Below are 21,888 nucleotides of genomic sequence, written 5' to 3' on the forward strand. Positions count from 1 at the left end.
GGCGACAGCGCCAGGGCCGCTGCCCCGTCGGCGATCGGCCCGGCGCGCTCTAGCTGACGAAAGCGAGCTGTTATGACCGACACTTCCTACGATACGCGCCTCGGCCTGTTGATCGACGGCGAGTGGATCACCGATCGCGAGACGCAACCGGTGCTCGATCCCGCCACCGGGGCGACGCTGGCGCAGGTGCCGCTGGCCACCGCCGCCGATCTCGATCGCGCGCTCGATGCCGCGGACCGCGCCTTCAAGAGCTGGCGCGCGGTCGCGCCGCAGGAGCGGGCGGCGGTCCTGTCACGGACCGCGGCGCTGGTCCGCGAGCGCGCCGACCGGCTCGCCCGGCTCGCGACGCTGGAAGAAGGCAAGCCGCTCGCCGAGGCGAAGGGCGAGGTGATGGCGACCGCCGCGCTGCTCGACTTCCACGCCGGCGAGGCGGTGCGCATCTACGGCCGGGTGCTGCCGCGCCCGGTGGGGACGCGCTCGCTGGTGCTGCATCAGCCGGTCGGCCCGGTCGCAGCCTTCTGCGCCTGGAACTTCCCGGTGATGAATCCGGTGCGCAAGCTGTCGCCGGCGATCGCCGCGGGCTGTTCGGTGATCCTCAAGCCGAGCGAGGAGACGCCGGGTGCGGCGGTCGAGATCCTGCGCTGCTTCGAGGATGCCGGCCTGCCCGCCGGGGTGGCGCAGCTCGTCTTCGGCGTGCCCGATGCGGTGTCGCGCCAGCTGCTCGCCTCGCCGGTGACGCGCAAGCTCAGCTTCACCGGCTCGGTGCCGGTCGGCAAGCATCTGCTCAAGCTCGCCGCCGATACGGTGATGAAGACGACGATGGAGCTGGGCGGGCACGGCCCGGTGCTGGTGTTCGACGATTGCGACCTCGATCGCACGCTCGACATCCTCGTCCAGCACAAGTTCCGCAACGCCGGACAGGTCTGCGTCGCGCCGACCCGCTTCCACGTCCAGCAGGGCATCTATGAGCGGTTCGCACAGGGCTTCGCCGAGCGCACCCGCGCGCTCAAGCTCGGCAACGGGCTCGAGGCGGGGACGCAGATGGGGCCGATGGCCAATCCGCGCCGGCCGGAGGCGATCGCCGGGCTGGTCGACGATGCGGTCGGCGCCGGCGCGCGGTTGCTCACCGGCGGCACGCGCGCGGAGGGGGAGGGGTTCTTCTTCGCCCCGACGGTGCTCGCCGACGTGCCGCTCGCCAGCCATGCGATGAACGAGGAGCCGTTCGGCCCGGTCGCGCTGATCGGCGCCTTCGCCACCGCCGATGACGCTATCGCGGAGGCGAACCGGTTGCCCTATGGCCTCGGCGCCTATTGCTTCACCGAGAACGGCCGGCTCCAGAACCGGCTCGGCGACGAGATCGAGGCCGGCATGGTGGCGATCAACACGGTGCGGCTGAGCTGGGGCGATGCGCCGTTCGGCGGGGTCAAGGACAGCGGCTTCGGTTCGGAAGACGGGCCGGAGGGGATCGCCGCGCATTGCATCACCAAGGCGGTGCATATCGCCTGACGGGGGCGGGGGCTGCCGCGCCGGCGGCCCCCGTCGCTCAGACGAAGCGGATCAGCATCAGCAGCAGGCCGAGCATCGCCACCACCCAGACGAGGCTGCGCACATAGGGCACGCCGAGCATATAGAGCGGAATGTAGACGATCCGCGCGATCAGCCAGACCAGCGCACCGATCGCGCCGAGTCCGCCGGTCTGCCCCGTCGCCGCCAGCCCGAGCGCCAGCGCGAGGAAGGCGGGATAGGTCTCCTGGAAATTGGCGAGCGCACGGGCGGCGCGACCGGCGAGCACGCCGAGCGGTTTGACGTCGCCTTCGTCGCGCGGTCCGGCGTTCCAGGCGAGGCCGCGATCATGCGTCGCGGTCTGGCCCTGCAGCATGATATGCACGACGAGCAGCGCGACCGACGCCGCCAGCACGATCATCTCGGTCGCCATCACCCACACTCCCTCGTCATCCGCCGCAGCCAACGAGGCAGCGCGGCGAAGGCTCCGTGCAGCGCGAGACTAGCGCGACAGCAGCGCCGCGCCTTCGTAGCAGAGCGCGCCGATCAGCCCCGCCGCCGGCAGCGTCACCACCCAGGCGACGACGATCCGGCTCGCGACGTTCCAGCGCACCGCGGACAGCCGCCGTGCCGAGCCGACGCCGACGATCGCGCCGGTGATCGTGTGGGTCGAGGAGACCGGGATGCCGCCGACGGTCGCCATGAACAGGGTGATCGCGCCGCCGGTCTCGGCGCAGAATCCCTGCGCCGGGGTCAGCCGGGTGATCTTCGACCCCATCGTATGGACGATCTTCCACCCGCCCGACATCGTGCCGATCGCCATCGCCGCCTGGCACGACAGCACCACCCAGAAGGGGACGTGGAAGGCGCCGGTCAGCAGGCCCTGCGAATAGAGCAGGACGGTGATGATCCCCATCGTCTTCTGCGCGTCATTGGCGCCGTGGCCGAGGCTGTAGAGCGCGGCCGAGACGAGCTGGAGCTTGCGATAGCGCCGGTCGACCCCCATCGGCGTCAGCCGCAGCGAGCTCCAGGCGACGACGAGCACGAGCAGCAGCGCGAGGATCATGCCGATCGTCGGCGACAGGAAGATCGCGCCGACCGTCTTGCCGACGCCCGCCCAGACGACGCTGTCGAACCCCGCCTTGCTGATCCCGGCGCCGAGCAGGCCGCCGATCAGCGCATGGCTGGAGCTGGACGGAATGCCATAGCGCCAGGTGATGACGTTCCAGACAATCGCACCCATCAGCGCGCCGAAGATCACCTGTGGATCGATGACGGTGGCACTGACGATGCCCTTGCCGACCGTCTGCGCGACATTGTGGTCGAAGACGGCGAAGGCGATGAAGTTGAAGAAGGCGGCCCAGATCACCGCATGATGCGGCTTGAGCACGCGCGTCGAGACCACCGTCGCGATCGAATTGGCGGCGTCGTGCAGTCCGTTGAGAAAGTCGAACAGCAGCGCGACGCCGATCAGCGCGACAAGCAGCGTGAAGGAGATGGTCATGGCTCAGGCGTGATCGATGACGAGACCCTGGATCTCGTTGGCGATGTCCTCGAACCGGTCGGCGATGCGTTCGAGATGGCTATAGATCTCGCGCTCGACGATGAAGCGCATCGTCTGGCTGTCGTCGCAGGATTTGAACAGGGCGTGCAGGCCGCGGGCGTGATGGTCGTCGACCTGCCCCTCAAGCTGCACCAGCCGGGCGGTGAGGTCGTGCAGCCGCGCGGCGTTAGTGTCGAGCTTGCGGAGCAGCGGGATGGCTTCGGCGGTAACCCGCGCCGCCTCGACGACGAGGTCGACCATCGCACGCATGTCGGGCGCGAACTGATTGACCTCGTAGAGCGCGATCGTCGTCGCGGTCTGGTTCATCTGGTCGATCGAATCGTCCATCACCCCGATCAGGTCGGTGATCGCCGAACGGTCGAACGGCGTGACGAACACGCGGCGGACGTCCTGCAACACCTCACGCGTGATATCGTCCGCCTCATGCTCGCGATCGACGATCTCGGCGATATGCACCGGGATCGCGCCGTCGCCGCTGAACAGCTTCTGCAAGGCGTCCGCACCCGCGACCAGCGTCGCGGCATGGGCTTCGAATTGTTCGAAGAACCGACCTTGCTTCGGCATCAGCGCCTGGAACCAGGCTACCATAAGAGACCTTTCGTTGGTGGCGGGGGGCGCATGGGGCGGCGCGGCGCGCGAGGCAAGCCGAAATTGCGCACTGCACCATCGGGGGACGCCGCCGCATGCGCGCCGATCCCGCCGGCGGCGGTCGGTCGACGGGGGCGCGCGCAGGCCATGAGGCTATGCTATCACATTGCCGGCAAAAGGCTATCGCATCACGAGCAAGGCTTCCGCCGGGATCGTCGGGAGCGATCGATCCGGATCGCACCCGATGCAAAATTATATTTCGTCGATCGGCGCGGTCATGATCGCACGCAGGCCGGGATGATTGTCGCCATATTCGATCACGCCCGACAGGCGCTGGACCATCGCGTCCATCATCCGGCTGCCGAATCCCTCGCCGTCGCCCTTGCCGCGGCCGTCGTCGGCGACGATCAGCCGCAGCTTGCCGCCATGCTGTTCGAGCGCGATCGCCAGCGGTCCGGCCGCGCCGCCATAGGCATATTTGGTCGCGTTGATCACCAGCTCGGTCAGGATCAGGCCGATATTCACCGCCCGGTCGGTCGGCACCAGCACCGGCGCAAGGTCGAGCTTGATATGCCGCCCCCATTCGGCGCCGAGCGACGTCCGCATATCGGCGATCAGCTCGTCGACATAGCGGGCGAGATCGACACTTTCGACCTGATCGTCACGATACAGGCGGCGGTGGACCAGCGCCACCGCGGCGAGTCGCGCCTGCGCCTCGGCGAGGTGATCGGCGACGACGGGGCTGTTGGCGGTCTTGGCCTGGAGGCGGAGGAACGAGGCGACCAGCTGCAGGCTGTTCTGCACGCGATGATTGACCTCCTTCATCAGGACGTCCTTCTGCGCGAGCAGCGCATCCTTCTCGCTCAGCGCGCGGGCATATTCGCGGTTGAGCGTGCGGACCTGAAGGTGCTGGCGCGCCTCGTGGAAGCGGCGGCGCAGGCGATGCGCGGCCTCGATCTGTTCGAGCGTCCAGCGCTGCGAACAGCCGCGGACCGTCTCGCTATAGCTGGCGAAGGAGGTGCGCGGCGTCAGCGTCTCGCCGGGCGTGACCGCGACCGACTTGTGGGGATTGCCTGCCCATTCGATCGTCTCGACCGTCTCGGCACGCAGCCACAGCAGGATCGCATCCTCGTCGAACAGCGGCAGTGCGAGCAGGCCGCTCATCATGGTCTCATGCGCGCGCGCCATCGGGAAGAGCGCACCCAGTTCGTGCGTCGCGAGCGGCTCGCCACCGCGTTCGCGCACCCAACGGGCGATACCGGCGAGCACATTGTCGTCGGGGCAGCGGCCCGAGCGTTCGATCTGGTTGCCCGCGACCATGGCAAAGCCGTCGGCGTGCAGCATCGCGCGCAATTCGTCCTTCACCGCGATGATCGAGGCGCGCAGCGGCTCCTCGCTGTTGAGGCGCGGCACCATATGGTCCTCGTCGGCGCGCAGCGTCAGGCGCTCGCGATAGGCGGCGGCCTCCTCCTTGGCGCGAATCTGCCGGGCGAGGCCGCTGGCCAGCGTCGCCGCGGTGTTGCGGACGTCGGGCGGCAGCACGCGCGGGCTGTTGTGGTGACAGGCGATCAGCCCCCACAGCAAGCCGTCCTTGACGATCGAGATCGACGCCGACGCCTCCACCCCCATATTTCGGAGATATTGCAGGTGGATCGGCGAGACATGGCGCACCGCGACGTCGCTGAGGTCGATATGGTCAAAGGCGGCCGGGCGCAGCGGCGCCGGGTCATAGTCGACCGTCGGGATCGTCCGCGTGCGGTTGCGCACATAGAGCGCGCGCGCCTGCCGCGGAATGTCGGAGGCGGGGAAGCGATGGTTGCGGAAGGTGGCCAGCGACGGATCGCGATCCTCCGCCACCACCTGTCCGGCGTCGTCGTCGAGGAAGCGGTAGATCATCACCCGATCGAAGCCGGTGAGCATCCGGAACGCACCGGCAGCGCGGTCGTACAGCGTCTGGAGATCGGCGGCGCGCTCGAAACTCGCCGCGACTGCGTCGAGCCAGGCCAGCGTCGTCGATACCGACGCCGGCGCGCCCGCGACCGGCTCGAGCTCGACGAGCAGATGCGTGCCGCCACGATGCACCGTCGCCACGAACGATTCGCCGATTCCCGGCACGACGATCTGGCTGGTCGCGTCCAGCCCGCCCGGCAGATGGTGGAGCAGCGCTTGGATATCCTGGCCGAGCAGATCGGCGAGCGGCCGGCCCTGCCAGTGCGTCGCCAGCCGCGCCTCGATCGCCCCCGCGCCGGCGATCACCGCATGACCGGGGCCGGCTTCGGCGACCAGCAGCAGCCCGTGCGGCTGGATGGCGCCTGGGATATGAATGGGTTCGCGATCACAGGCCGTCAGGTCGAGACTCGGATCTGTTTCGAGGGGGATCGCCATTGTCACCGTATGCAACTCGTCCAGTCCAGCATGGCCTGACCCGTATGGCTTTACAAATGAACCCGTGCTGATCCAAATCAATATGTTGGCAAGTCGAGCACCCACTTGCGGCAGCCCGGATCGGCGCATTAGCAGCTTTCCGGCAGCAGCAGCGTTCGGAAAGCCATGATCACTCTATTCCACGTCAGCGATGTCCATTTCGGCGCAGAGGACCCACAGGCGATCGCCTGGTTCGGCGAACGCGTTACCGCGGAACGCCCCGATGCGGTGATCATGACCGGCGACCTGACGATGCGCGCGACGCGATCCGAGTTCGAGCGGGGCGGGGCGTGGCTGCGCAGCCTCGGCGTGCCGGTGACGCTGGAGATCGGCAACCACGACATCCCTTATTACTGGGATCCGTTTCGCCGCCTGTTCGCGCCCTATCAGCGCTATGCCGCGGTGGAGAAGATGATCGAGCGCGAGCTCGACCTGCCCGGCGTGACGATCGTCCCGCTCAAGACGATCGCGCGGGCGCAATGGCGCTGGAATTGGTCGAAGGGCCGGGTAGGGGCGGGTTCCTTACGCCGCGCGCTGGCGATGATCGACGCGGCGCCCAAGGACCGGCTGATCTTCGTCGCCGCGCATCACCCTCTTATCGAAGGCCCGACCAAGGGCACGGCCAGCACGCGCAATGGCGACGGGGCGCTGACCGCGCTGGCGGAGGCGGGGGCGCATGCGGTGCTGTCGGGCCATGTCCATGACCCCTTCGACGTTCCGGTCGCGCGCGCGGGGCGGACGATCCGGATGATCGGTGCCGGAACGCTGTCGAAGCGGACGCGCCATTCGCCGCCGGCGTTCAATGAGATCCGCGTCCATAACGGTGGCTTCGAAACGATCGCCCGGACGATGGGCGGAGACGCCGCGGTGATCGGCGATGCGACGGCCGATGTCGGGCGCCTGTCCTAGCGGCGCGGCGGCTCAGTTCAGTACCGACATCGTCCCCCAGGATTGCCACAGCGGGTTGGAATTGGGGGATTCGCGAGCGATCATAAGCGCTTCCTCGATGCGGATCGCAGCGAGGTCGAGCCCGATCGCATCGGCGATCTGACAGGCCTCGACCAACAGCGTCTCCAGAGTCTCAAGCGGCTGCGACTGCGACGACATATTCATCATTTCATATCCCACGAGGCCAAATGCCCCGCCCCCGTCCTGATATACGGTATATGCCCGTTATCGCCAATGTGGTGCAAGTTTTAATTGTGCTCGGCAAACAGCCCGTGCCGCAATTCCCAATATCCAGTGGCACGCGAGACACAGTTCCTGTCGCGAGTGGTTATCATCAGCAAAATACCGTCATCCCCTCCAAAGATCAGACGGCAAAAGCCACCCAATCACGTCCGTTTCTTGATTTGTATCAAGAGGGACGGAGCGGCGGGCATCATTCGGTGAAATTTTTTTAAGGTGGCGTTGCGGGGCGCGCGCGGGGCCGCTGCTGGCATACGCCCAAAACAAAACCGCCGCCCGGTCACCCGGACGGCGGTTTCGTGTGCTCGGCGAGAGGCCAGGATCACTCCTGGTTGAGATACTCACCCGCGGCGGCATCGCTGCCGTCGCCCGAGGGCACGACCTCGGCGAGCGGGTCAGGACCCGTGCCGGCATCGTCGCGCACCGTGCGCTGCTGCTCCGCGGCCCGCTGTTCCGCGGCCGAGATCGGGGCGACGATCGCCGCCGACAGCGCCCGCTGCTGTGCCCGCAGCGCCGCGTCGCGCGACGAAGCGGCGACCCGCAGCCGGTTCATGCCCGCGCCGGTACCCGCCGGGATCAGCCGGCCGACGATGACATTCTCCTTCAGGCCCATCAGCGTGTCCTGCTTGCCCTGGACCGCCGCCTCGGTGAGGACGCGGGTGGTCTCCTGGAACGACGCCGCCGAGATGAAGCTGCGGGTCTGCAGCGACGCCTTGGTGATGCCGAGCAGCACCGGCTTGCCCTGCGCGGGCTGCTGGTTCTTCTCGAGCTTCTCGTTCGTCGCGTCCATCTCCTCGCGATCGACCTGCTCGCCCTTGAGCAGCGTGGTGTCGCCGCCGTCGGTGATCTCGACCTTCTGCAGCATCTGACGAACGATCGTCTCGATGTGCTTGTCGTTGATCTTGACGCCCTGCAGTCGATAGACTTCCTGGATTTCGCTGACCAGATATTCGGCCAGCGGTTCGATGCCCATCGTCTCCAGGATGTCGTGCGGGTTGGGCGAACCACCGATCAGGTTGTCGCCACGCTTGACGTAGTCGCCTTCCTGAACGTCGATCACCTTCGACTTCGGCACCAGATATTCGACGACCTCGCCGCCATCCTCGGGCTGGATGCCGATCTTGCGCTTCGCCTTATAGTCCTTGCCGAACACGACCCGGCCGGAGACCTTGGCAATGATCGCCGCCTCCTTGGGGATGCGCGCCTCGAACAGTTCGGCGACGCGCGGCAGACCGCCGGTGATGTCGCGGGTCTTGGCGGACTCGCGGCTGACACGGGCGAGCACGTCGCCCGCCTGCACCTCGGCATTGTCGTCGACCGACAGCACCGCACCGGCAGCGAGCATGTAGCGCGCCGCTTCGCCGTCTTCCGACGTCGTCAGGGTCAGGCGCGGACGCAGATCCTCCTTCGACTTGGACGAGGTGCGATATTCGATCACCACGCGCTGCGCGATGCCGGTCGCTTCGTCGGTCTGCTCGGTGAGCGTCTTACCCTCGATCAGATCCTGATACTTCACGATGCCCGAATTCTCGGTGATCACCGGCATGGTGAACGGATCCCACTCCGCCATGCGATCGCCCTTCGACAGCATGTGGCCGTCGTCGAACATCACATAGGCGCCATAGGGGATACGGTGCGTCGACAGTTCGCGGCCGTCCATGTCGACGATCGCGATCTCGCCCGAACGCGACAGCGTCACCCGCCGCCCGCGCTGATCGACGATCAGGCGCAGGTCGCGGAACTGGGCGGTGCCGTCGACCGGCGCCTCCAGGTTCGACTGTTCGTTGAGCTGCGCCGCGCCGCCGATGTGGAAGGTGCGCATCGTCAGCTGCGTACCCGGCTCGCCGATCGACTGCGCCGCGATCACGCCGACCGCCTCGCCGATGTTGACCGGCGTACCGCGGGCGAGGTCACGCCCGTAGCACTTGCCGCACACGCCGATCTTGCTTTCGCAGACCAGCGGCGAGCGGATCTTCATCCCCTGGATGCCGATCTTCTCGATCTGCGCGATCATCGCCTCGTCGAGCAACGTGCCCGTCGGGATGATGACCTCACCGCTCTTGGCGTCGACCACGTCCTCCGCCGTCGTGCGGCCGAGGATGCGCTCGCCGAGCGAGGCGATCGTCGAACCGCCCTGCACGATCGCCTTCATCTCCAGCGCGCGCTCGGTGCCGCAATCCTCCTCGACGATGACGCAATCCTGCGACACGTCGACGAGGCGGCGGGTGAGATAACCCGAGTTGGCCGTTTTCAACGCGGTGTCCGCGAGGCCCTTACGAGCACCGTGGGTCGAGTTGAAATATTCGAGGACGGTCAGGCCTTCCTTGAAGTTCGAGATGATCGGCGTCTCGATGATCTCGCCCGACGGCTTGGCCATCAGCCCGCGCATGCCGGCAAGCTGCTTGATCTGCGCCTGCGAGCCACGGGCACCCGAGTGGGCCATCATGTAGATCGAGTTGATGTCCTTCTCGCGGCCCTTCATCGGCCCGTCCTCATAGTGACGGACGGCCTTGATCTCGTTCATCATCGAGTTCGCCACCTGATCGCCGCAGCGGCTCCAGGCGTCGATCACCTTGTTGTACTTTTCCTGCTGCGTGATCAGGCCGTCCTGATACTGCTGCTCGAAGTCCTTCACCTGATCGCGCGTCTCGTCGACCAGCTTGTCCTTGTCCGGCGCGATGATCATGTCGTCCTTGCCGAACGAAATGCCGGCGCGGAACGCGTGACGGAAGCCCAGTGCCATGATCGCATCGGCGAACAGCACGGTCTCCTTCTGGCCGGTGTGACGATAGACCTCGTCGATCACGTCGCCGACGTCCTTCTTGGTGAGCAGGCGGTTGACGGTCTCAAACGGCACCTTGTGGCTGTGCGGCAGGGTTTCACCCAGCAGCATGCGGCCCGGGGTCGTCTCGTAGCGCTTGAGGTACTGCTTGCCGTTCTCGTCGGTCTGCGGAACGCGGCTGACGATCTTGGTGTGAAGCGTCACCGCACCCGCGTTGAGCGCCTGATGCACCTCGGCCATGTCGCCGAGCAGCATGCCTTCGCCCGGCTCGCCTTCCTTCATCATCGACAGATAATAGAGACCCAGCACCATGTCCTGCGACGGCACGATGATCGGCTTGCCGTTGGCGGGCGACAGGATGTTGTTGGTCGACATCATCAGGACGCGCGCTTCCAGCTGCGCCTCGAGGCTCAGCGGCACGTGCACGGCCATCTGGTCGCCGTCGAAGTCGGCGTTGAACGCCGAGCAGACCAGCGGGTGGAGCTGGATCGCCTTGCCCTCAATCAGCACCGGCTCGAACGCCTGGATGCCGAGCCGGTGGAGCGTCGGTGCGCGGTTGAGCATCACCGGATGCTCGCGGATCACCTCATCCAGGATGTCCCAGACTTCCTTGCGCTCCTTCTCGACCCACTTCTTCGCCTGCTTGAGCGTCATGCTCAGGCCCTTGGCGTCGAGGCGGGCGTAGATGAACGGCTTGAACAGCTCGAGCGCCATCTTCTTGGGCAGGCCGCACTGGTGCAGCTTCAATTCCGGGCCGGTCACGATCACCGAACGACCCGAATAGTCGACGCGCTTGCCGAGAAGGTTCTGGCGGAAGCGGCCCTGCTTGCCCTTGAGCATGTCGGACAGCGACTTCAGCGGACGCTTGTTGGCGCCGGTGATCGTCCGGCCGCGGCGGCCGTTGTCGAACAGCGCGTCGACCGCTTCCTGCAGCATGCGCTTTTCGTTGCGGACGATGATGTCCGGCGCACGCAGCTCCATCAGGCGCTTCAACCGGTTGTTGCGGTTGATGACGCGGCGGTACAGGTCGTTGAGATCCGACGTCGCGAAGCGGCCGCCGTCGAGCGGCACCAGCGGGCGCAGTTCGGGCGGGATGACCGGCACGACTTCGAGGATCATCCATTCGGGACGGTTGCCCGATTCGAGGAAGCTCTCGACGACCTTCAAACGCTTGATGATCTTCTTGGGCTTCAGCTCCGACTTGGTCGTCGCCAGCTCTTCGAGCAGCTGCGTCTTCTCGCCCTCGAGATCGAGGCTTTCGAGCATGATGCGCACGGCCTCGGCGCCGATCCCGGCGGAGAAGGCGTCCTCACCATATTGGTCCTGCGCCTCGAGCAGCTCGTCCTCGGTCATCAGCTGGAACTTCTCCAGCGGCGTTAGGCCCGGCTCGATGACGATATAGGCTTCAAAGTACAGCACGCGCTCGAGCTGCTTGAGCTGCATGTCGAGCAGCAGGCCGATGCGCGACGGCAGCGACTTGAGGAACCAGATGTGCGCGACCGGGGCGGCGAGTTCGATATGGCCCATCCGCTCGCGGCGGACCTTCGACACGGTGACTTCGACACCGCATTTCTCGCAGACGATGCCCTTGTACTTCATGCGCTTGTACTTGCCGCACAGGCATTCGTAATCCTTGATCGGACCGAAGATGCGCGCGCAGAACAGGCCGTCACGCTCGGGCTTGAACGTGCGGTAGTTGATGGTTTCGGGCTTCTTGATCTCGCCGAACGACCACGAGCGGATCTTGTCGGGCGAGGCGATGCCGATCTGGATCTGGTCGAAGGTTTCGGGCTTGGCGATCGGGTTCGCGAAGTTGGTCAGTTCGTTCATGAACCTGTCCTCTTAAAATCTCTGTCTCCTCTCCCCTTGTGGGAGAGGAAGGGGCCCGCTGCCGAAGGCAGTGGGAAGGTGAGGGGGAAGCGATGCGGCTGCCGTGCCGCACTGCCCCTCACCCCGCGCCGCGTTCCGCGGCTTGCCCCTCTCCCACAGGGGGAGAGGGGACTTGAGGTCACTCCGCGGCGATCGCGATGCCGTCCTCGTCGACCTGGTCCTGCATCGTCTTCAAGTCGACGTTGAGGCCCAGCGAGCGCATTTCCTTGACGAGCACGTTGAAGCTCTCGGGAATGCCGGCCTCGAACGTGTCGTCACCCTTGACGATCGCCTCATAGACCTTGGTGCGGCCGACCACGTCGTCGGACTTCACCGTCAGCATCTCCTGCAAGGTGTAGGCGGCGCCATAGGCCTGCAAGGCCCAGACCTCCATCTCGCCGAAGCGCTGGCCGCCGAACTGCGCCTTGCCGCCCAGCGGCTGCTGGGTGACGAGCGAGTAGGGCCCGATCGAACGCGCGTGGATCTTGTCGTCCACCAGATGGTGCAGCTTGAGCATGTAGATGATGCCCACCGTCACCTTGCGGTCGAACTTGTCGCCGGTGCGTCCGTCGAACAGCTCCGACTGGCCCGACGTGTCGAGACCCGCCAGCTCCAGCATCGCCGACACGTCGCTTTCGCGGGCGCCGTCGAACACCGGGGTGCCCATCGGAATGCCGGTCCGGATGTTCTGGACCAGCTCGGCGATCTCTTCCGGCTCGCGGCTCTGGATGTCGTCGGCATAATGATCGCCATAGACCTCGACGAGGCGCGAACGGACCGCGTCGGGCATCTCGCCCGCCTTGGCGTCCGGATTCGCCTCGCGCCAATCCTCGAGCGCGGTCGCGACCTGCATGCCCAGGTTACGGGCAGCCCAGCCGAGATGCGTTTCGAAGATCTGCCCGACGTTCATGCGCGACGGCACGCCCAGCGGGTTGAGCACCAGATCGACCGGCGTCCCGTCGGCGAGGAACGGCATGTCCTCCTGCGGCAGGATGCGGCTGATCACGCCCTTGTTGCCGTGACGGCCGGCCATCTTGTCGCCCGGCTGCAGCTTGCGCTTCACCGCGACGAACACCTTGACCATCTTGAGCACGCCCGGCGGCAGCTCGTCGCCACGCTCCAGCTTCTCGCGGCGGTCATGGAACTTGTCCGTGATCCGCTTGGCCGCCTCGTCATACTGCTGCTTGACGGCTTCGAGATTGGCCTGGACCGCATCGTCCTGCACCGCGAACTTCCACCATTCGTGGCGGTCGACGCTGTCGAGCAGGTCCATGTCGATCGTCGAGCCCTTCTTGAGGCCCTTCGGAACGGCGGTGGCGACCTGGTCGAGCAGCATTTCGCGCAGGCGGCTCCACGTCGCCCGGTTGAGGATCGTGCGCTCGTCGTCCGAGTCCTTCTTGAGGCGCTCGATCTCCTCGCGCTCGATCGCCATCGCGCGCTCGTCCTTGTCGATGCCGTGGCGATTGAAGACGCGCACGTCGACGATCGTCCCGGCGACGCCCGGCGGCAGGCGCAGCGAGGTGTCGCGCACGTCGCTCGCCTTTTCACCGAAGATCGCGCGGAGCAGCTTCTCTTCCGGCGTCATCGGGCTTTCGCCCTTCGGCGTGATCTTGCCGACGAGGATGTCGCCCGGCTCGACCTCGGCACCGACGTAGACGATGCCCGCCTCGTCGAGGTTGCGCAATGCTTCCTCGCCGACGTTGGGGATGTCGCGCGTGATGTCCTCGGGCCCGAGCTTGGTGTCGCGGGCCATCACCTCGAACTCGTCGATGTGGATCGACGTGAACACGTCGTCCTTCACGATCCGCTCGGAGATGAGGATCGAGTCCTCGTAGTTGTAGCCGTTCCACGGCATGAACGCGACGAGCGCGTTGCGGCCGAGCGCCAGCTCGCCGAACTCGGTCGACGGACCGTCGGCGATGACGTCGCCGGCGTTGACCACGTCGCCCACCTTCACCAGCGGACGCTGGTTGATGCAGGTCGACTGGTTCGAGCGCTGAAACTTCATCAGCGTGTAGATGTCGACGCCCGACTTGGCCGAATCGACCTCACCGGTGGCGCGCACGACGATGCGGCTGGCATCGACCTGGTCGACGATGCCGGCACGCTTGGCGGCGATCGCGGCGCCAGAATCGCGCGCCACGGTCTCTTCCATGCCGGTGCCGACGAACGGCGCCTCGGCCTTGACCAGCGGCACCGCCTGGCGCTGCATGTTCGAGCCCATCAGCGCGCGGTTGGCGTCGTCGTTCTCGAGGAACGGGATCAGCGACGCGGCGACCGACACCAGCTGCTTGGGGCTGACGTCCATCAGCGTGATCGTCTCGGGCAGCGCCATCAGGAACTCGCCCGCCTGACGGGCCGACACCAGCTCCTCGGCGAAGCTGCCGTCGTCCTTCAGCTCGGCCGAGGCCTGCGCGATCGTATGCTTGGCCTCTTCCATCGCCGACAGATAGACGACGTCGTCGGTGACCTTGCCGTCGACGATCTTGCGGTACGGCGTCTCGATGAAGCCGTATTTGTTGACCCGGCTGAACGAGGCGAGGCTGTTGATCAGACCGATGTTCGGGCCTTCCGGCGTCTCGATCGGGCAGATGCGGCCATAATGCGTCGGGTGGACGTCGCGGACTTCGAAGCCCGCGCGTTCCCGCGTCAGACCGCCCGGCCCGAGCGCCGAGACACGACGCTTGTGCGTCACTTCCGACAGCGGGTTGGTCTGGTCCATGAACTGCGACAGCTGCGACGAGCCGAAGAATTCCCGCACCGCGGCGACGGCCGGCTTGGCGTTGATCAGGTCGTTCGGCATCACTGTCGACACGTCGACAGAGGACATGCGCTCCTTGACCGCACGCTCCATGCGCAGCAGGCCGACGCGATATTGGTTCTCGAGCAGCTCGCCGACCGAGCGGACGCGGCGGTTGCCGAGATTGTCGATGTCGTCGATCTCGCCCTTGCCGTCCTTGAGGTCGACCAGCGTCTTGACCACGGCGAGGATATCCTCGGTGCGCAGCGTCGTCACCGTATCCGGGCAGTCGAGGTCGAGGCGCATGTTGAGCTTGACGCGGCCCACCGCCGACAGGTCGTAGCGGTCCGGATCGAAGAACAGGCCGGCGAACAGTGCCTCCGCGGTCTCCAGCGTCGGCGGCTCGCCCGGGCGCATGACGCGATAGATGTCGCTCAGCGCCTGCTCGCGCTCCTCGGCCTTGTCGGCCTTGAGCGTGTTGCGGATCCATGCGCCGGTCGAGACGTGATCGATGTCGAGCAGCTCGATCGTGTCGATGCCGGCCTTGTCGAGCGCCTCGAGGTTCTCGGCGCCGATCTCGTCGCCCGCCTCGACGTAGATCTCGCCGGTTTGCTCGTTGATCAGGTCATAGGCCGAATAGCGGCCGAAGATCTCTTCGGTCGGGATCAGCAGCTGGGTGAGGCCGTCCTTGGCCGCCTTGTTGGCCGCACGCGGGCTGATCTTTTGCTGGGCGGCGAACACGACTTCGCCCGAGGAGGCGTCGACGATGTCGAACAGCGGCTTGACGCCACGCCAGTTCTCCGGCGCGAACGGGATGATCCAGCCGCCCTGGCCGCGCACATAGGTGACGCGGTTGTAGAAGTGGTTGAGGATGTCCTCGCTGGTCATGCCGAGCGCATAGAGCAGCGCCGTCACCGGCAGCTTGCGCTTACGGTCGATGCGGACGTTGACGATGTCCTTGGCGTCGAACTCGAAGTCGAGCCACGAACCGCGATACGGAATGACGCGGGCGGCGAACAAATACTTGCCCGAAGCATGCGTCTTGCCGCGATCGTGATCGAACAGCACGCCCGGCGAGCGGTGCATCTGGCTGACGATGACGCGCTCGGTACCGTTGATGAAGAAGGTGCCGTTCTCGGTCATGAGCGGCATGTCGCCCATGTAGACGTCCTGCTCCTTGATATCGATGACCGACTTGGCCTCGGTATCCGGATCGACCTCGAACGCGGTCAGGCGCAGCGTGACGCGCATCGGCGCGGCATAGGTGATGCCGCGCTGGCGGCATTCCTCGACGTCGAACTTCGGCGGCTCCAGGACGTAATCGTCGAAGTCGAGATAGGCGGTGCCGGCGAAATCCTGGATCGGGAACACGCTGCGCAGCGTCTTCTCGAGTCCCGAGACGTGGCCGATGCTCTTGTCCGAACGGAGGAACTGCTCGTAGCTCTCGCGCTGAACCTCGATCAGGTTCGGCATCTGGATGACTTCGTGGATGTCCCCGAAGATCTTGCGGATGCGCCGCTTCGCGGTGCTGCCCTGGATCGCTTTGCTGGCCATGGTGTTATGCCCTCAGTCGTGGCCTGCCAGCAGACACTGGCGACGGCCGGAATATCGTGCCCGGGAACCCCCGGAGCGGGACGCGAGGTGCGACGCAAAAAAGCCGATCGCATCCAAGTGCGTCGGCCTTCAGCGTCTTTGAAACCAGAACCCTCTATCCGTACGGAGCGCTGCGCGACGGTGCCCCATGTCCCGAAAGCTTTGGTGAACCGTGGATATAGGCGGCTTGCCCCGCCGTGTCAAAGGGGTGGCGGCGGCGGGCGGCGCGGCCGTGCCGTTCGCTCCGTCGCCATAGCGGGGCGGTTCGTCGCAGCGGGGGTGGCGGTCGTCAACCGTTCACTAAGGAGCGCGCAAGGGTTTTGGGTGAGATCAGAGTACATGACCATGATGCGGGGCGCGCGGCTGGGCGCGATCGCCCTTTCGGCGGCGGCTCTGGCGGGGACGCCGGGGCTCGCGCAGTCCAATACGAGCGCGCCGCAGACGATCCCGGGGCTCGACAATTTCAGCCTGTCGCCGTCGCGCCCGGCCACCCCCGCGCCGGTCGTTCCCGAGCCGACGCCTGCACCCAGCCCGACGCCGGCTCCGACCCCGACTCCGCGTGCAGTCCCGACCCCGCGGACTACGCCCACGCCGCGCGCCACACCGACGCCGCGTGCGACGCCGACCCCGGCCGCGACGCCCACCGTCGCGCCTGTACCGACCATCGCACCGGAACCCGCCGCGACGACGCCGGCGACACTGCCGACGGACGAACCCTCCGCGACCCCGCTCGCGACACCGAGCCCGACCGCCACGCCGGTGACTGCGCCCGCAGCCGCAGGGGATGGATCGGGTCTCTGGTGGCTGATCGCTGCCGCGGTGATCGCAGCGGCCTCGGGCGGTTGGTGGTGGCTACGCCGTCGCTCGCGCGAGGCGGTCGATGAAGCGCCTGCGGTCGCGCCGGTTGCGCCACCGCCACCGGCGCCACCTGTGCGGGATCGCCTGCCCACGCCAGCCGCAGCGCCAACGGCGGCCGCGACCCCGGCGATGTTCGAGCCGCCCGCGGCGCGCGCCCGGCTCGCGCTTGCGCTGCATCCGCGCCGGGCCGGGCTCAACCTGCTCAGCGCCACGGTCGAGGCGGAACTCGAAGTGCGCAATGCCGGGACGGCGCCGGCACAGGCGATCCGCATCGCCGCGACGCTGACCGGCGCCGGACCGGGGCAGGAGGGTGATGTTGCCGCCATCTATGCCGCGCCGCCGGGACGCACCGCGGTGCCACCCTTCGCGCTGGCACCGGGAGAGTCACGCCGCGTCCGCGTCGTCGTCGCCCTGTCGCGTACCGAGATCCGCCCGCTCGAGGCGGCGGGGCGGCCTATGTTCGTGCCCGTCGTCGTCGTCAACGTCGTCTATGATGCCGGTGGCGGCGAGGGGCAGGTCGGCAATGCCTTCGCGGTCGGCGTCGAGCGGGTCGACTCGGCGAAACTGGTGCCGTTCTGGCTCGATCAGCCGGCGCGGATGCACGATGTCCTCGGCGTTCGCCCCTATGCCGCTGCCGTGGAGCGGTGAGCGGCGCAATTCGCGCTTGATCCGCATCGCAGGTTGTCGCTAACCGTGTCCAAAGTGGTCCTTTCTTGGGGCCGGGAGACCCCATGGCAGGCGAACGTCACGGTGCCGCGATCTGGGCGGCGATCTGCCGCACGACCAATGTCGCGCATTTCGATGCCGCCGGCCATGTCGTGTGGGCGAGCGAGCGCTATTGCGCGACCTTTGGCTATCGGTTCGAAGACCTGCTCGGCATGCCGCACCGCGCCTTCTGCTCGCCGGAGGTGCGGGCGTCGGCCGACTATCGGCAATTGTGGCTCGATCTCGCGCTCGGCCGCGCCGTCTCGCTCGATTGCACGCGGATCGGCCGGGACGGACGCGAGCTGCGGCTGCACGCCGATTACGATCCGCTGCTCGACGATGACGGCGCGGTCTGCGGCTTCGTCAAGGTCGCCAGCGAACGGACCGCGCCACCGTCCGATGACGAGACGCGCGACGCCCGCCTCGTCGCGCTCGACCGCAGCCATGCGGTCATCGACTTCACGCCGGACGGGATCATCCTCGACGCCAATGCGCGGTTCCTCGCGCTCACCGGCTATGACCGCGACGATCTGATCGGCCGCCACCATCGCATCCTGTGCGATCCGGTCGATGCCGGTGCGCCGGCCTATACCGCCCTTTGGGCGAGGCTCGCCGCCGGCGAGAGCGAGGCGGGGGTCCTGGCGTGGATCGACAGCAAGGGGGCGCCGTTATGGCTGCAGGCAAGCTATACGCCGGTCGCCGACGCGGACGGCACGCCGCAGCGCATCGTCGCCATCGCCACCGACGTCACCCGCCGCGTCCGCCTCGACCATGATGTCGCCGCGCGCCACGACGAGGTGCGCCGCCACCAGGCGGCGATCGCCGACAAGACGGGGGAGATGCAGGCGACGATGACGCAGCTCGCCGCGCTGGTCGACGCGATGACCGCGATGAGCCGGCAGACCGAGCTGATGGCGATCAACGCCGCGATCGACGCGGCGCGTGCCGGCGAGCCGCCGGCGACGGTGATCCGGCCCGAGTCCTGGCGTCCCGCACGCCGGCGGTGACGCATAACGAAAGGGGCGACCTCCTCGCGAAGGCCGCCCCATCCGTTGCACGATCCGCCCGACGCCGTGACGCCGGACGGTTCGGACCAGCTTACTTGAGTTCGACGGTCGCGCCGGCGTCTTCAAGCTGCTTCTTGACCTTCTCGGCCTCGTCCTTGTTCACGCCTTCCTTGACGGCCTTCGGCGCGCCTTCGACGAGCGCCTTGGCTTCGGTCAGGCCGAGACCGGTGATGGCGCGGACTTCCTTGATGACGTTGATCTTCTTGCCACCGTCGCCGGTGAGGATCACGTCGAACTCGGTCTTCTCTTCCGCGGCCGGGGCACCGGCGCCCGCGCCACCGGCGGCGGGAGCCGCGGCAACGGCAGCGGCGGCCGAAACGCCCCACTTCTCTTCGAGCATCTTCGAGAGCTCGGCGGCCTCGAGGACGGTCAGTTCGCTCAGCTGGTCAACCAGCGCGTTCAGGTCTGCCATGATACTTCCTTCATATGCCGGGGCGGAACGCCCCTAAGTGTCAGTTGAAAATCGCTTGTCCGAAAGCGCCTGAAGCTCAGGCGGCTTCCTTCTCGGCGTAGGCCGACAGCACGCGCGCGATCTGCGCCGCGGGAGCCTGGGTGATGGTCGCGAGCTTCGTTGCCGGGGCAACGATGAGGCCGACGATCTTCGCCCGGAGTTCATCCAGCGAGGGCAGGGTGGCGAGCGCTTGCACGCCGGCAACGTCGAGAGAGGTCGCACCCATCGCACCGCCGACGATTTCGAACTTGTCGTTCGTCTTCGCGAATTCGACCGCTACCTTGGCAGCGGCGACGGGGTCGATCGAGGTGGCGAGGCCGACCGGGCCGGTGAGCATGTCGCCCAGCGAACCGTAATCGGTGCCATCGAGTGCGATCTTGGCAAGCTTGTTCTTCGAGACCTTGTAGGTCGCGCCGGCGTCCCGCATCGCGTTGCGCAGTCGGGTCGACTGGGCAACCGTCATTCCGTTGTTGCGGGTGACGACCACCACGCCGACCTCGGAAAAGGTGCGATTCAACTCGGCAACGGCCGCGGCCTTTTGAGCACGATCCATGCCATTCTCCACGTTTTGAGAGCGCCGCACGAAGCGACCCTCCCGGTTACAAACCGGAGGGGAAAACCCCGCCGGGGTTGTCCATCGATGGGGAAGGCACCCGTGAAGGGCGGCAGACCGGCGCGACGGAGCGCTCCGATCGTTCGAAATCCTGTCCCCGTCTCGGCAGGGCATTAAGCCGTGGCAAATCCGCGGCACCTGCTGTCTTGGACGGATGCGCGGCGGGCGGACCCACCGGCAAGCGCGGGCCTTTACCGCAGTTACGTGCGAAGTCAACCATGCCCTTCGGTACGCGGCGTCAAGCACCGGAATTATGTCAGAAACTGATACGTCTATTACGGACGTTTAACATTTGCGTGGTAGGGCAGCGATGATGTCCGACCTTTTCTCCGCGCCCGACCGGCCCGCCCGATGAAAAAGCGCGAACCCCGCGTCAAGGTGCTGGTGCGCGCGCGCATGCGGGCGGGATCGGAATGGACCGACGTGGTAATCCACAACATGTCGTCGCGCGGCCTGCTCGCCACCGCCGAGCCCGCCTGCCGGCCGGGAACGGTGATCGAGATCCGCCGGATCCATCATGTCGTCGTCGGCCGCGTCGTCTGGCAGAACGGCGCCTTCTTCGGCGTGCGGACGCAGGACCCGATCGACATCGACGGCATCGTCTCGGCCAAGCCGCCCGCGCACAAGCCGCAGCGCGGCGACGCGCCGGTCGCGGATCGGCGCGCCGAACGCCGCGTGCCCCCCGCCGAGCGCGAGGCGCAGAGCCGTCGCTTTGCCGCCGCCTTCCAGTTCGTCGCGCTGCTCGTCGCGATCGGCGTCGTCGGCATCTTTGCCGCCCGTCACGTCGGCGCGATCCTGTCGCGGCCGCTCGCCTCGGTCGGCGGCGCGCTCGACGGCAGCGCAGGGGCGACGCCGCCGAAGTGATGTCAGCGCGGAACCCGGCTCGCGCTGCCGCATTGCTCCGGTTTGCTCCCGATCGCACCGAGGTTCCCGATGACACTGCCTTCCGCCCCCGTCTGGTTCATCACCGGTTGCTCGACCGGTTTCGGTCGCGATCTGGCAAAGCTGGTGCTGGCGCGCGGCTGGCGTGTCGTCGTCACCGCGCGGGATGCGGAGCGCGTCGCCGATCTGGCGGCGGAGGCAGAGGACCGCGCGCTGGCACTGGCGCTCGACGTCAACGATGCCGGTCAGGTGGCGGCGGCGGTCGCGGCGGCCGAGGCGCGCTTCGGCCGCATCGACGTGCTCGTCAACAATGCCGGCTATGGCTATCAGGCGAGCATCGAGGAAGGCGAAGAGGCGGCGATCCGTGCGCAGTTCGACACCAACGTCTTCGGCCTGTTCGCGCTGACCCGCGCGGTGCTGCCGCTGATGCGCGTGCAGCGATCGGGCCACGTCATCAACTTCACCTCGGTCGCGGGGCTGATCGGCTTTCCGGGCTCGGGCTATTATGCCGCGTCCAAACATGCGGTCGAGGGCTGGTCGGACAGCCTGCTCGCCGAGGTCGCGCCGCTCGGCATCGCCGTCATCTGCGTCGAGCCGGGGCCGTTCCGCACCGACTGGGCCGGTCGTTCGCTCCAGCAGACGCCGGTACGGATCGCCGACTATGCCGACACCGCAGGCAAGCGGATGGAGTCGACCAGGCAGATCAGCGGCGAACAGGCGGGCGATCCGGTCCGCGCCGGCGAGGCGATCATCGCCGCCGCCGAGGCGGACACGCCGCCGCGGCATCTGGTGCTCGGCAAGTTCGGCTATGAGGCGGTGACGGCCAAGTTGCGGGAGCGGCTGGCGGAAATCGAAGGCCTGCGCGACGCCGCGCTGGGGGCGGACTTTCCGGAATAGCCGTCGCGGCGGGCGGTTGGGGTGAGGCGAGCGGCGGCGTTCGCGCTCCACCCGAGTATCAACCTTTTACGGGGATGATCGCGCGAAGACGCGAAGACGCGAAGCTGTTGCGACCCGGCACCGGTCTAGCCTTGCTCAAGAGCACGGCAAGGCGAAGTGCCTCT

Annotated in this window: 15 protein-coding genes and 1 pseudogene; 7 read left to right on the forward strand and 9 right to left on the reverse strand. The window is 67.0% G+C overall.

What is annotated here, in order from left to right; translation table 11 throughout:
- Positions 1 to 72 precede the first annotated feature (72 nt).
- Entirely contained in the window at positions 73 to 1,506 is a 1,434-nt protein-coding gene (locus tag V8201_RS05970) for an NAD-dependent succinate-semialdehyde dehydrogenase (RefSeq protein ID WP_037530296.1), read from the forward strand.
- Between the two features lie 37 nt (positions 1,507 to 1,543).
- Here V8201_RS05970 and V8201_RS05975 read toward each other — a convergent pair whose 3' ends face one another.
- The 4 genes and pseudogenes from V8201_RS05975 to V8201_RS05990 form a co-directional block, all read right to left on the reverse strand.
- On the reverse strand, positions 1,544 to 1,936 hold the full coding sequence (locus V8201_RS05975; RefSeq protein WP_336544724.1) for an MAPEG family protein: 393 nt from the start codon (positions 1,934 to 1,936) through the stop codon (positions 1,544 to 1,546).
- A gap of 69 nt (positions 1,937 to 2,005) precedes the next feature.
- Complete coding sequence (locus V8201_RS05980; RefSeq protein WP_037530299.1) at positions 2,006 to 3,007, reverse strand: inorganic phosphate transporter; 1,002 nt, start codon at positions 3,005 to 3,007, stop codon at positions 2,006 to 2,008.
- Positions 3,008 to 3,010: 3 nt separating this feature from the next.
- Positions 3,011 to 3,670, reverse strand: a pseudogene (locus V8201_RS05985) (DUF47 domain-containing protein); the annotation flags it as partial.
- Between the two features lie 237 nt (positions 3,671 to 3,907).
- Positions 3,908 to 6,040 carry a histidine kinase dimerization/phosphoacceptor domain -containing protein gene (locus tag V8201_RS05990; RefSeq protein ID WP_037530303.1) on the reverse strand — a complete coding sequence of 711 codons (2,133 nt, stop codon included), beginning with the start codon at positions 6,038 to 6,040 and terminating at the stop codon, positions 3,908 to 3,910.
- Positions 6,041 to 6,205: 165 nt separating this feature from the next.
- On the opposite strand from V8201_RS05990, the gene V8201_RS05995 reads away from it, so the two are divergent.
- The gene (locus tag V8201_RS05995; RefSeq protein WP_037530304.1) at positions 6,206 to 6,988 is read left to right on the forward strand and encodes a metallophosphoesterase family protein; all 783 of its coding nucleotides are present in this window, start codon (positions 6,206 to 6,208) and stop codon (positions 6,986 to 6,988) included.
- Positions 6,989 to 7,000: 12 nt separating this feature from the next.
- Here V8201_RS05995 and V8201_RS06000 read toward each other — a convergent pair whose 3' ends face one another.
- The gene (locus tag V8201_RS06000; protein ID WP_336544725.1) at positions 7,001 to 7,192 is read right to left on the reverse strand and encodes a hypothetical protein; all 192 of its coding nucleotides are present in this window, start codon (positions 7,190 to 7,192) and stop codon (positions 7,001 to 7,003) included.
- Positions 7,193 to 7,245: 53 nt separating this feature from the next.
- On the opposite strand from V8201_RS06000, the gene V8201_RS06005 reads away from it, so the two are divergent.
- Positions 7,246 to 7,482, forward strand: a complete 237-nt coding sequence (locus tag V8201_RS06005; RefSeq protein ID WP_336544726.1) for a hypothetical protein — start codon at positions 7,246 to 7,248, stop codon at positions 7,480 to 7,482.
- A gap of 107 nt (positions 7,483 to 7,589) precedes the next feature.
- On the opposite strand, the gene rpoC is transcribed toward V8201_RS06005, so the two are convergent.
- Both rpoC and rpoB read right to left on the reverse strand, forming a co-directional pair.
- Positions 7,590 to 11,879, reverse strand: a complete 4,290-nt coding sequence (gene rpoC / locus V8201_RS06010) for a DNA-directed RNA polymerase subunit beta' (RefSeq protein WP_037530308.1) — start codon at positions 11,877 to 11,879, stop codon at positions 7,590 to 7,592.
- A 178-nt stretch (positions 11,880 to 12,057) separates the two neighbouring features.
- A complete protein-coding gene (gene rpoB / locus V8201_RS06015) occupies positions 12,058 to 16,212 on the reverse strand; it encodes a DNA-directed RNA polymerase subunit beta (protein ID WP_037530310.1) in 4,155 nt (1,384 codons plus the stop codon).
- 378 nt (positions 16,213 to 16,590) lie between these two features.
- On the opposite strand from rpoB, the gene V8201_RS06020 reads away from it, so the two are divergent.
- Both V8201_RS06020 and V8201_RS06025 read left to right on the forward strand, forming a co-directional pair.
- Positions 16,591 to 17,757: a hypothetical protein gene (locus tag V8201_RS06020; protein WP_336544727.1), complete on the forward strand. Its 1,167-nt coding sequence runs from the start codon at positions 16,591 to 16,593 to the stop codon at positions 17,755 to 17,757.
- An 83-nt stretch (positions 17,758 to 17,840) separates the two neighbouring features.
- Positions 17,841 to 18,821 (forward strand): methyl-accepting chemotaxis protein, encoded by a 981-nt coding sequence (locus V8201_RS06025; protein ID WP_336544728.1) that lies wholly within the window; start codon positions 17,841 to 17,843, stop codon positions 18,819 to 18,821.
- Between the two features lie 91 nt (positions 18,822 to 18,912).
- Here the strand turns inward: V8201_RS06025 and rplL are convergent, their stop codons facing one another.
- Together rplL and rplJ are read right to left on the reverse strand one after the other, a co-directional pair.
- Positions 18,913 to 19,293 carry a 50S ribosomal protein L7/L12 gene (rplL, locus tag V8201_RS06030; RefSeq protein ID WP_037530315.1) on the reverse strand — a complete coding sequence of 127 codons (381 nt, stop codon included), beginning with the start codon at positions 19,291 to 19,293 and terminating at the stop codon, positions 18,913 to 18,915.
- A gap of 76 nt (positions 19,294 to 19,369) precedes the next feature.
- Positions 19,370 to 19,885, reverse strand: a complete 516-nt coding sequence (gene rplJ / locus V8201_RS06035) for a 50S ribosomal protein L10 (RefSeq protein WP_271300453.1) — start codon at positions 19,883 to 19,885, stop codon at positions 19,370 to 19,372.
- Between the two features lie 411 nt (positions 19,886 to 20,296).
- On the opposite strand from rplJ, the gene V8201_RS06040 reads away from it, so the two are divergent.
- Both V8201_RS06040 and V8201_RS06045 read left to right on the forward strand, forming a co-directional pair.
- Positions 20,297 to 20,809: a PilZ domain-containing protein gene (locus V8201_RS06040; protein ID WP_336544729.1), complete on the forward strand. Its 513-nt coding sequence runs from the start codon at positions 20,297 to 20,299 to the stop codon at positions 20,807 to 20,809.
- 69 nt (positions 20,810 to 20,878) lie between these two features.
- Complete coding sequence (locus V8201_RS06045) at positions 20,879 to 21,724, forward strand: oxidoreductase (protein ID WP_336544730.1); 846 nt, start codon at positions 20,879 to 20,881, stop codon at positions 21,722 to 21,724.
- Positions 21,725 to 21,888: the final 164 nt, after the last annotated feature.

It is taken from the genome of Sphingomonas kyungheensis, from assembly GCF_037120395.1.
In the GTDB taxonomy this organism is placed as follows: domain Bacteria; phylum Pseudomonadota; class Alphaproteobacteria; order Sphingomonadales; family Sphingomonadaceae; genus Sphingomonas; species Sphingomonas kyungheensis.

Bases quoted from the DNA above. Each gene is read 5' to 3' on its own strand.
- V8201_RS05970 (WP_037530296.1), top strand. From the start codon at position 73: ATGACCGACACTTCCTACGATACGCGCCTCGGCCTGTTGATCGACGGC.
- V8201_RS05975 (WP_336544724.1), bottom strand. From the start codon at position 1,936: ATGGCGACCGAGATGATCGTGCTGGCGGCGTCGGTCGCGCTGCTCGTC.
- V8201_RS05980 (WP_037530299.1), bottom strand. From the start codon at position 3,007: ATGACCATCTCCTTCACGCTGCTTGTCGCGCTGATCGGCGTCGCGCTG.
- V8201_RS05990 (WP_037530303.1), bottom strand. From the start codon at position 6,040: ATGGCGATCCCCCTCGAAACAGATCCGAGTCTCGACCTGACGGCCTGT.
- V8201_RS05995 (WP_037530304.1), top strand. From the start codon at position 6,206: ATGATCACTCTATTCCACGTCAGCGATGTCCATTTCGGCGCAGAGGAC.
- V8201_RS06000 (WP_336544725.1), bottom strand. From the start codon at position 7,192: ATGAATATGTCGTCGCAGTCGCAGCCGCTTGAGACTCTGGAGACGCTG.
- V8201_RS06005 (WP_336544726.1), top strand. From the start codon at position 7,246: ATGCCCGTTATCGCCAATGTGGTGCAAGTTTTAATTGTGCTCGGCAAA.
- rpoC (WP_037530308.1), bottom strand. From the start codon at position 11,879: ATGAACGAACTGACCAACTTCGCGAACCCGATCGCCAAGCCCGAAACC.
- rpoB (WP_037530310.1), bottom strand. From the start codon at position 16,212: ATGGCCAGCAAAGCGATCCAGGGCAGCACCGCGAAGCGGCGCATCCGC.
- V8201_RS06020 (WP_336544727.1), top strand. From the start codon at position 16,591: ATGACCATGATGCGGGGCGCGCGGCTGGGCGCGATCGCCCTTTCGGCG.
- V8201_RS06025 (WP_336544728.1), top strand. From the start codon at position 17,841: ATGGCAGGCGAACGTCACGGTGCCGCGATCTGGGCGGCGATCTGCCGC.
- rplL (WP_037530315.1), bottom strand. From the start codon at position 19,293: ATGGCAGACCTGAACGCGCTGGTTGACCAGCTGAGCGAACTGACCGTC.
- rplJ (WP_271300453.1), bottom strand. From the start codon at position 19,885: ATGGATCGTGCTCAAAAGGCCGCGGCCGTTGCCGAGTTGAATCGCACC.
- V8201_RS06040 (WP_336544729.1), top strand. From the start codon at position 20,297: ATGAAAAAGCGCGAACCCCGCGTCAAGGTGCTGGTGCGCGCGCGCATG.
- V8201_RS06045 (WP_336544730.1), top strand. From the start codon at position 20,879: ATGACACTGCCTTCCGCCCCCGTCTGGTTCATCACCGGTTGCTCGACC.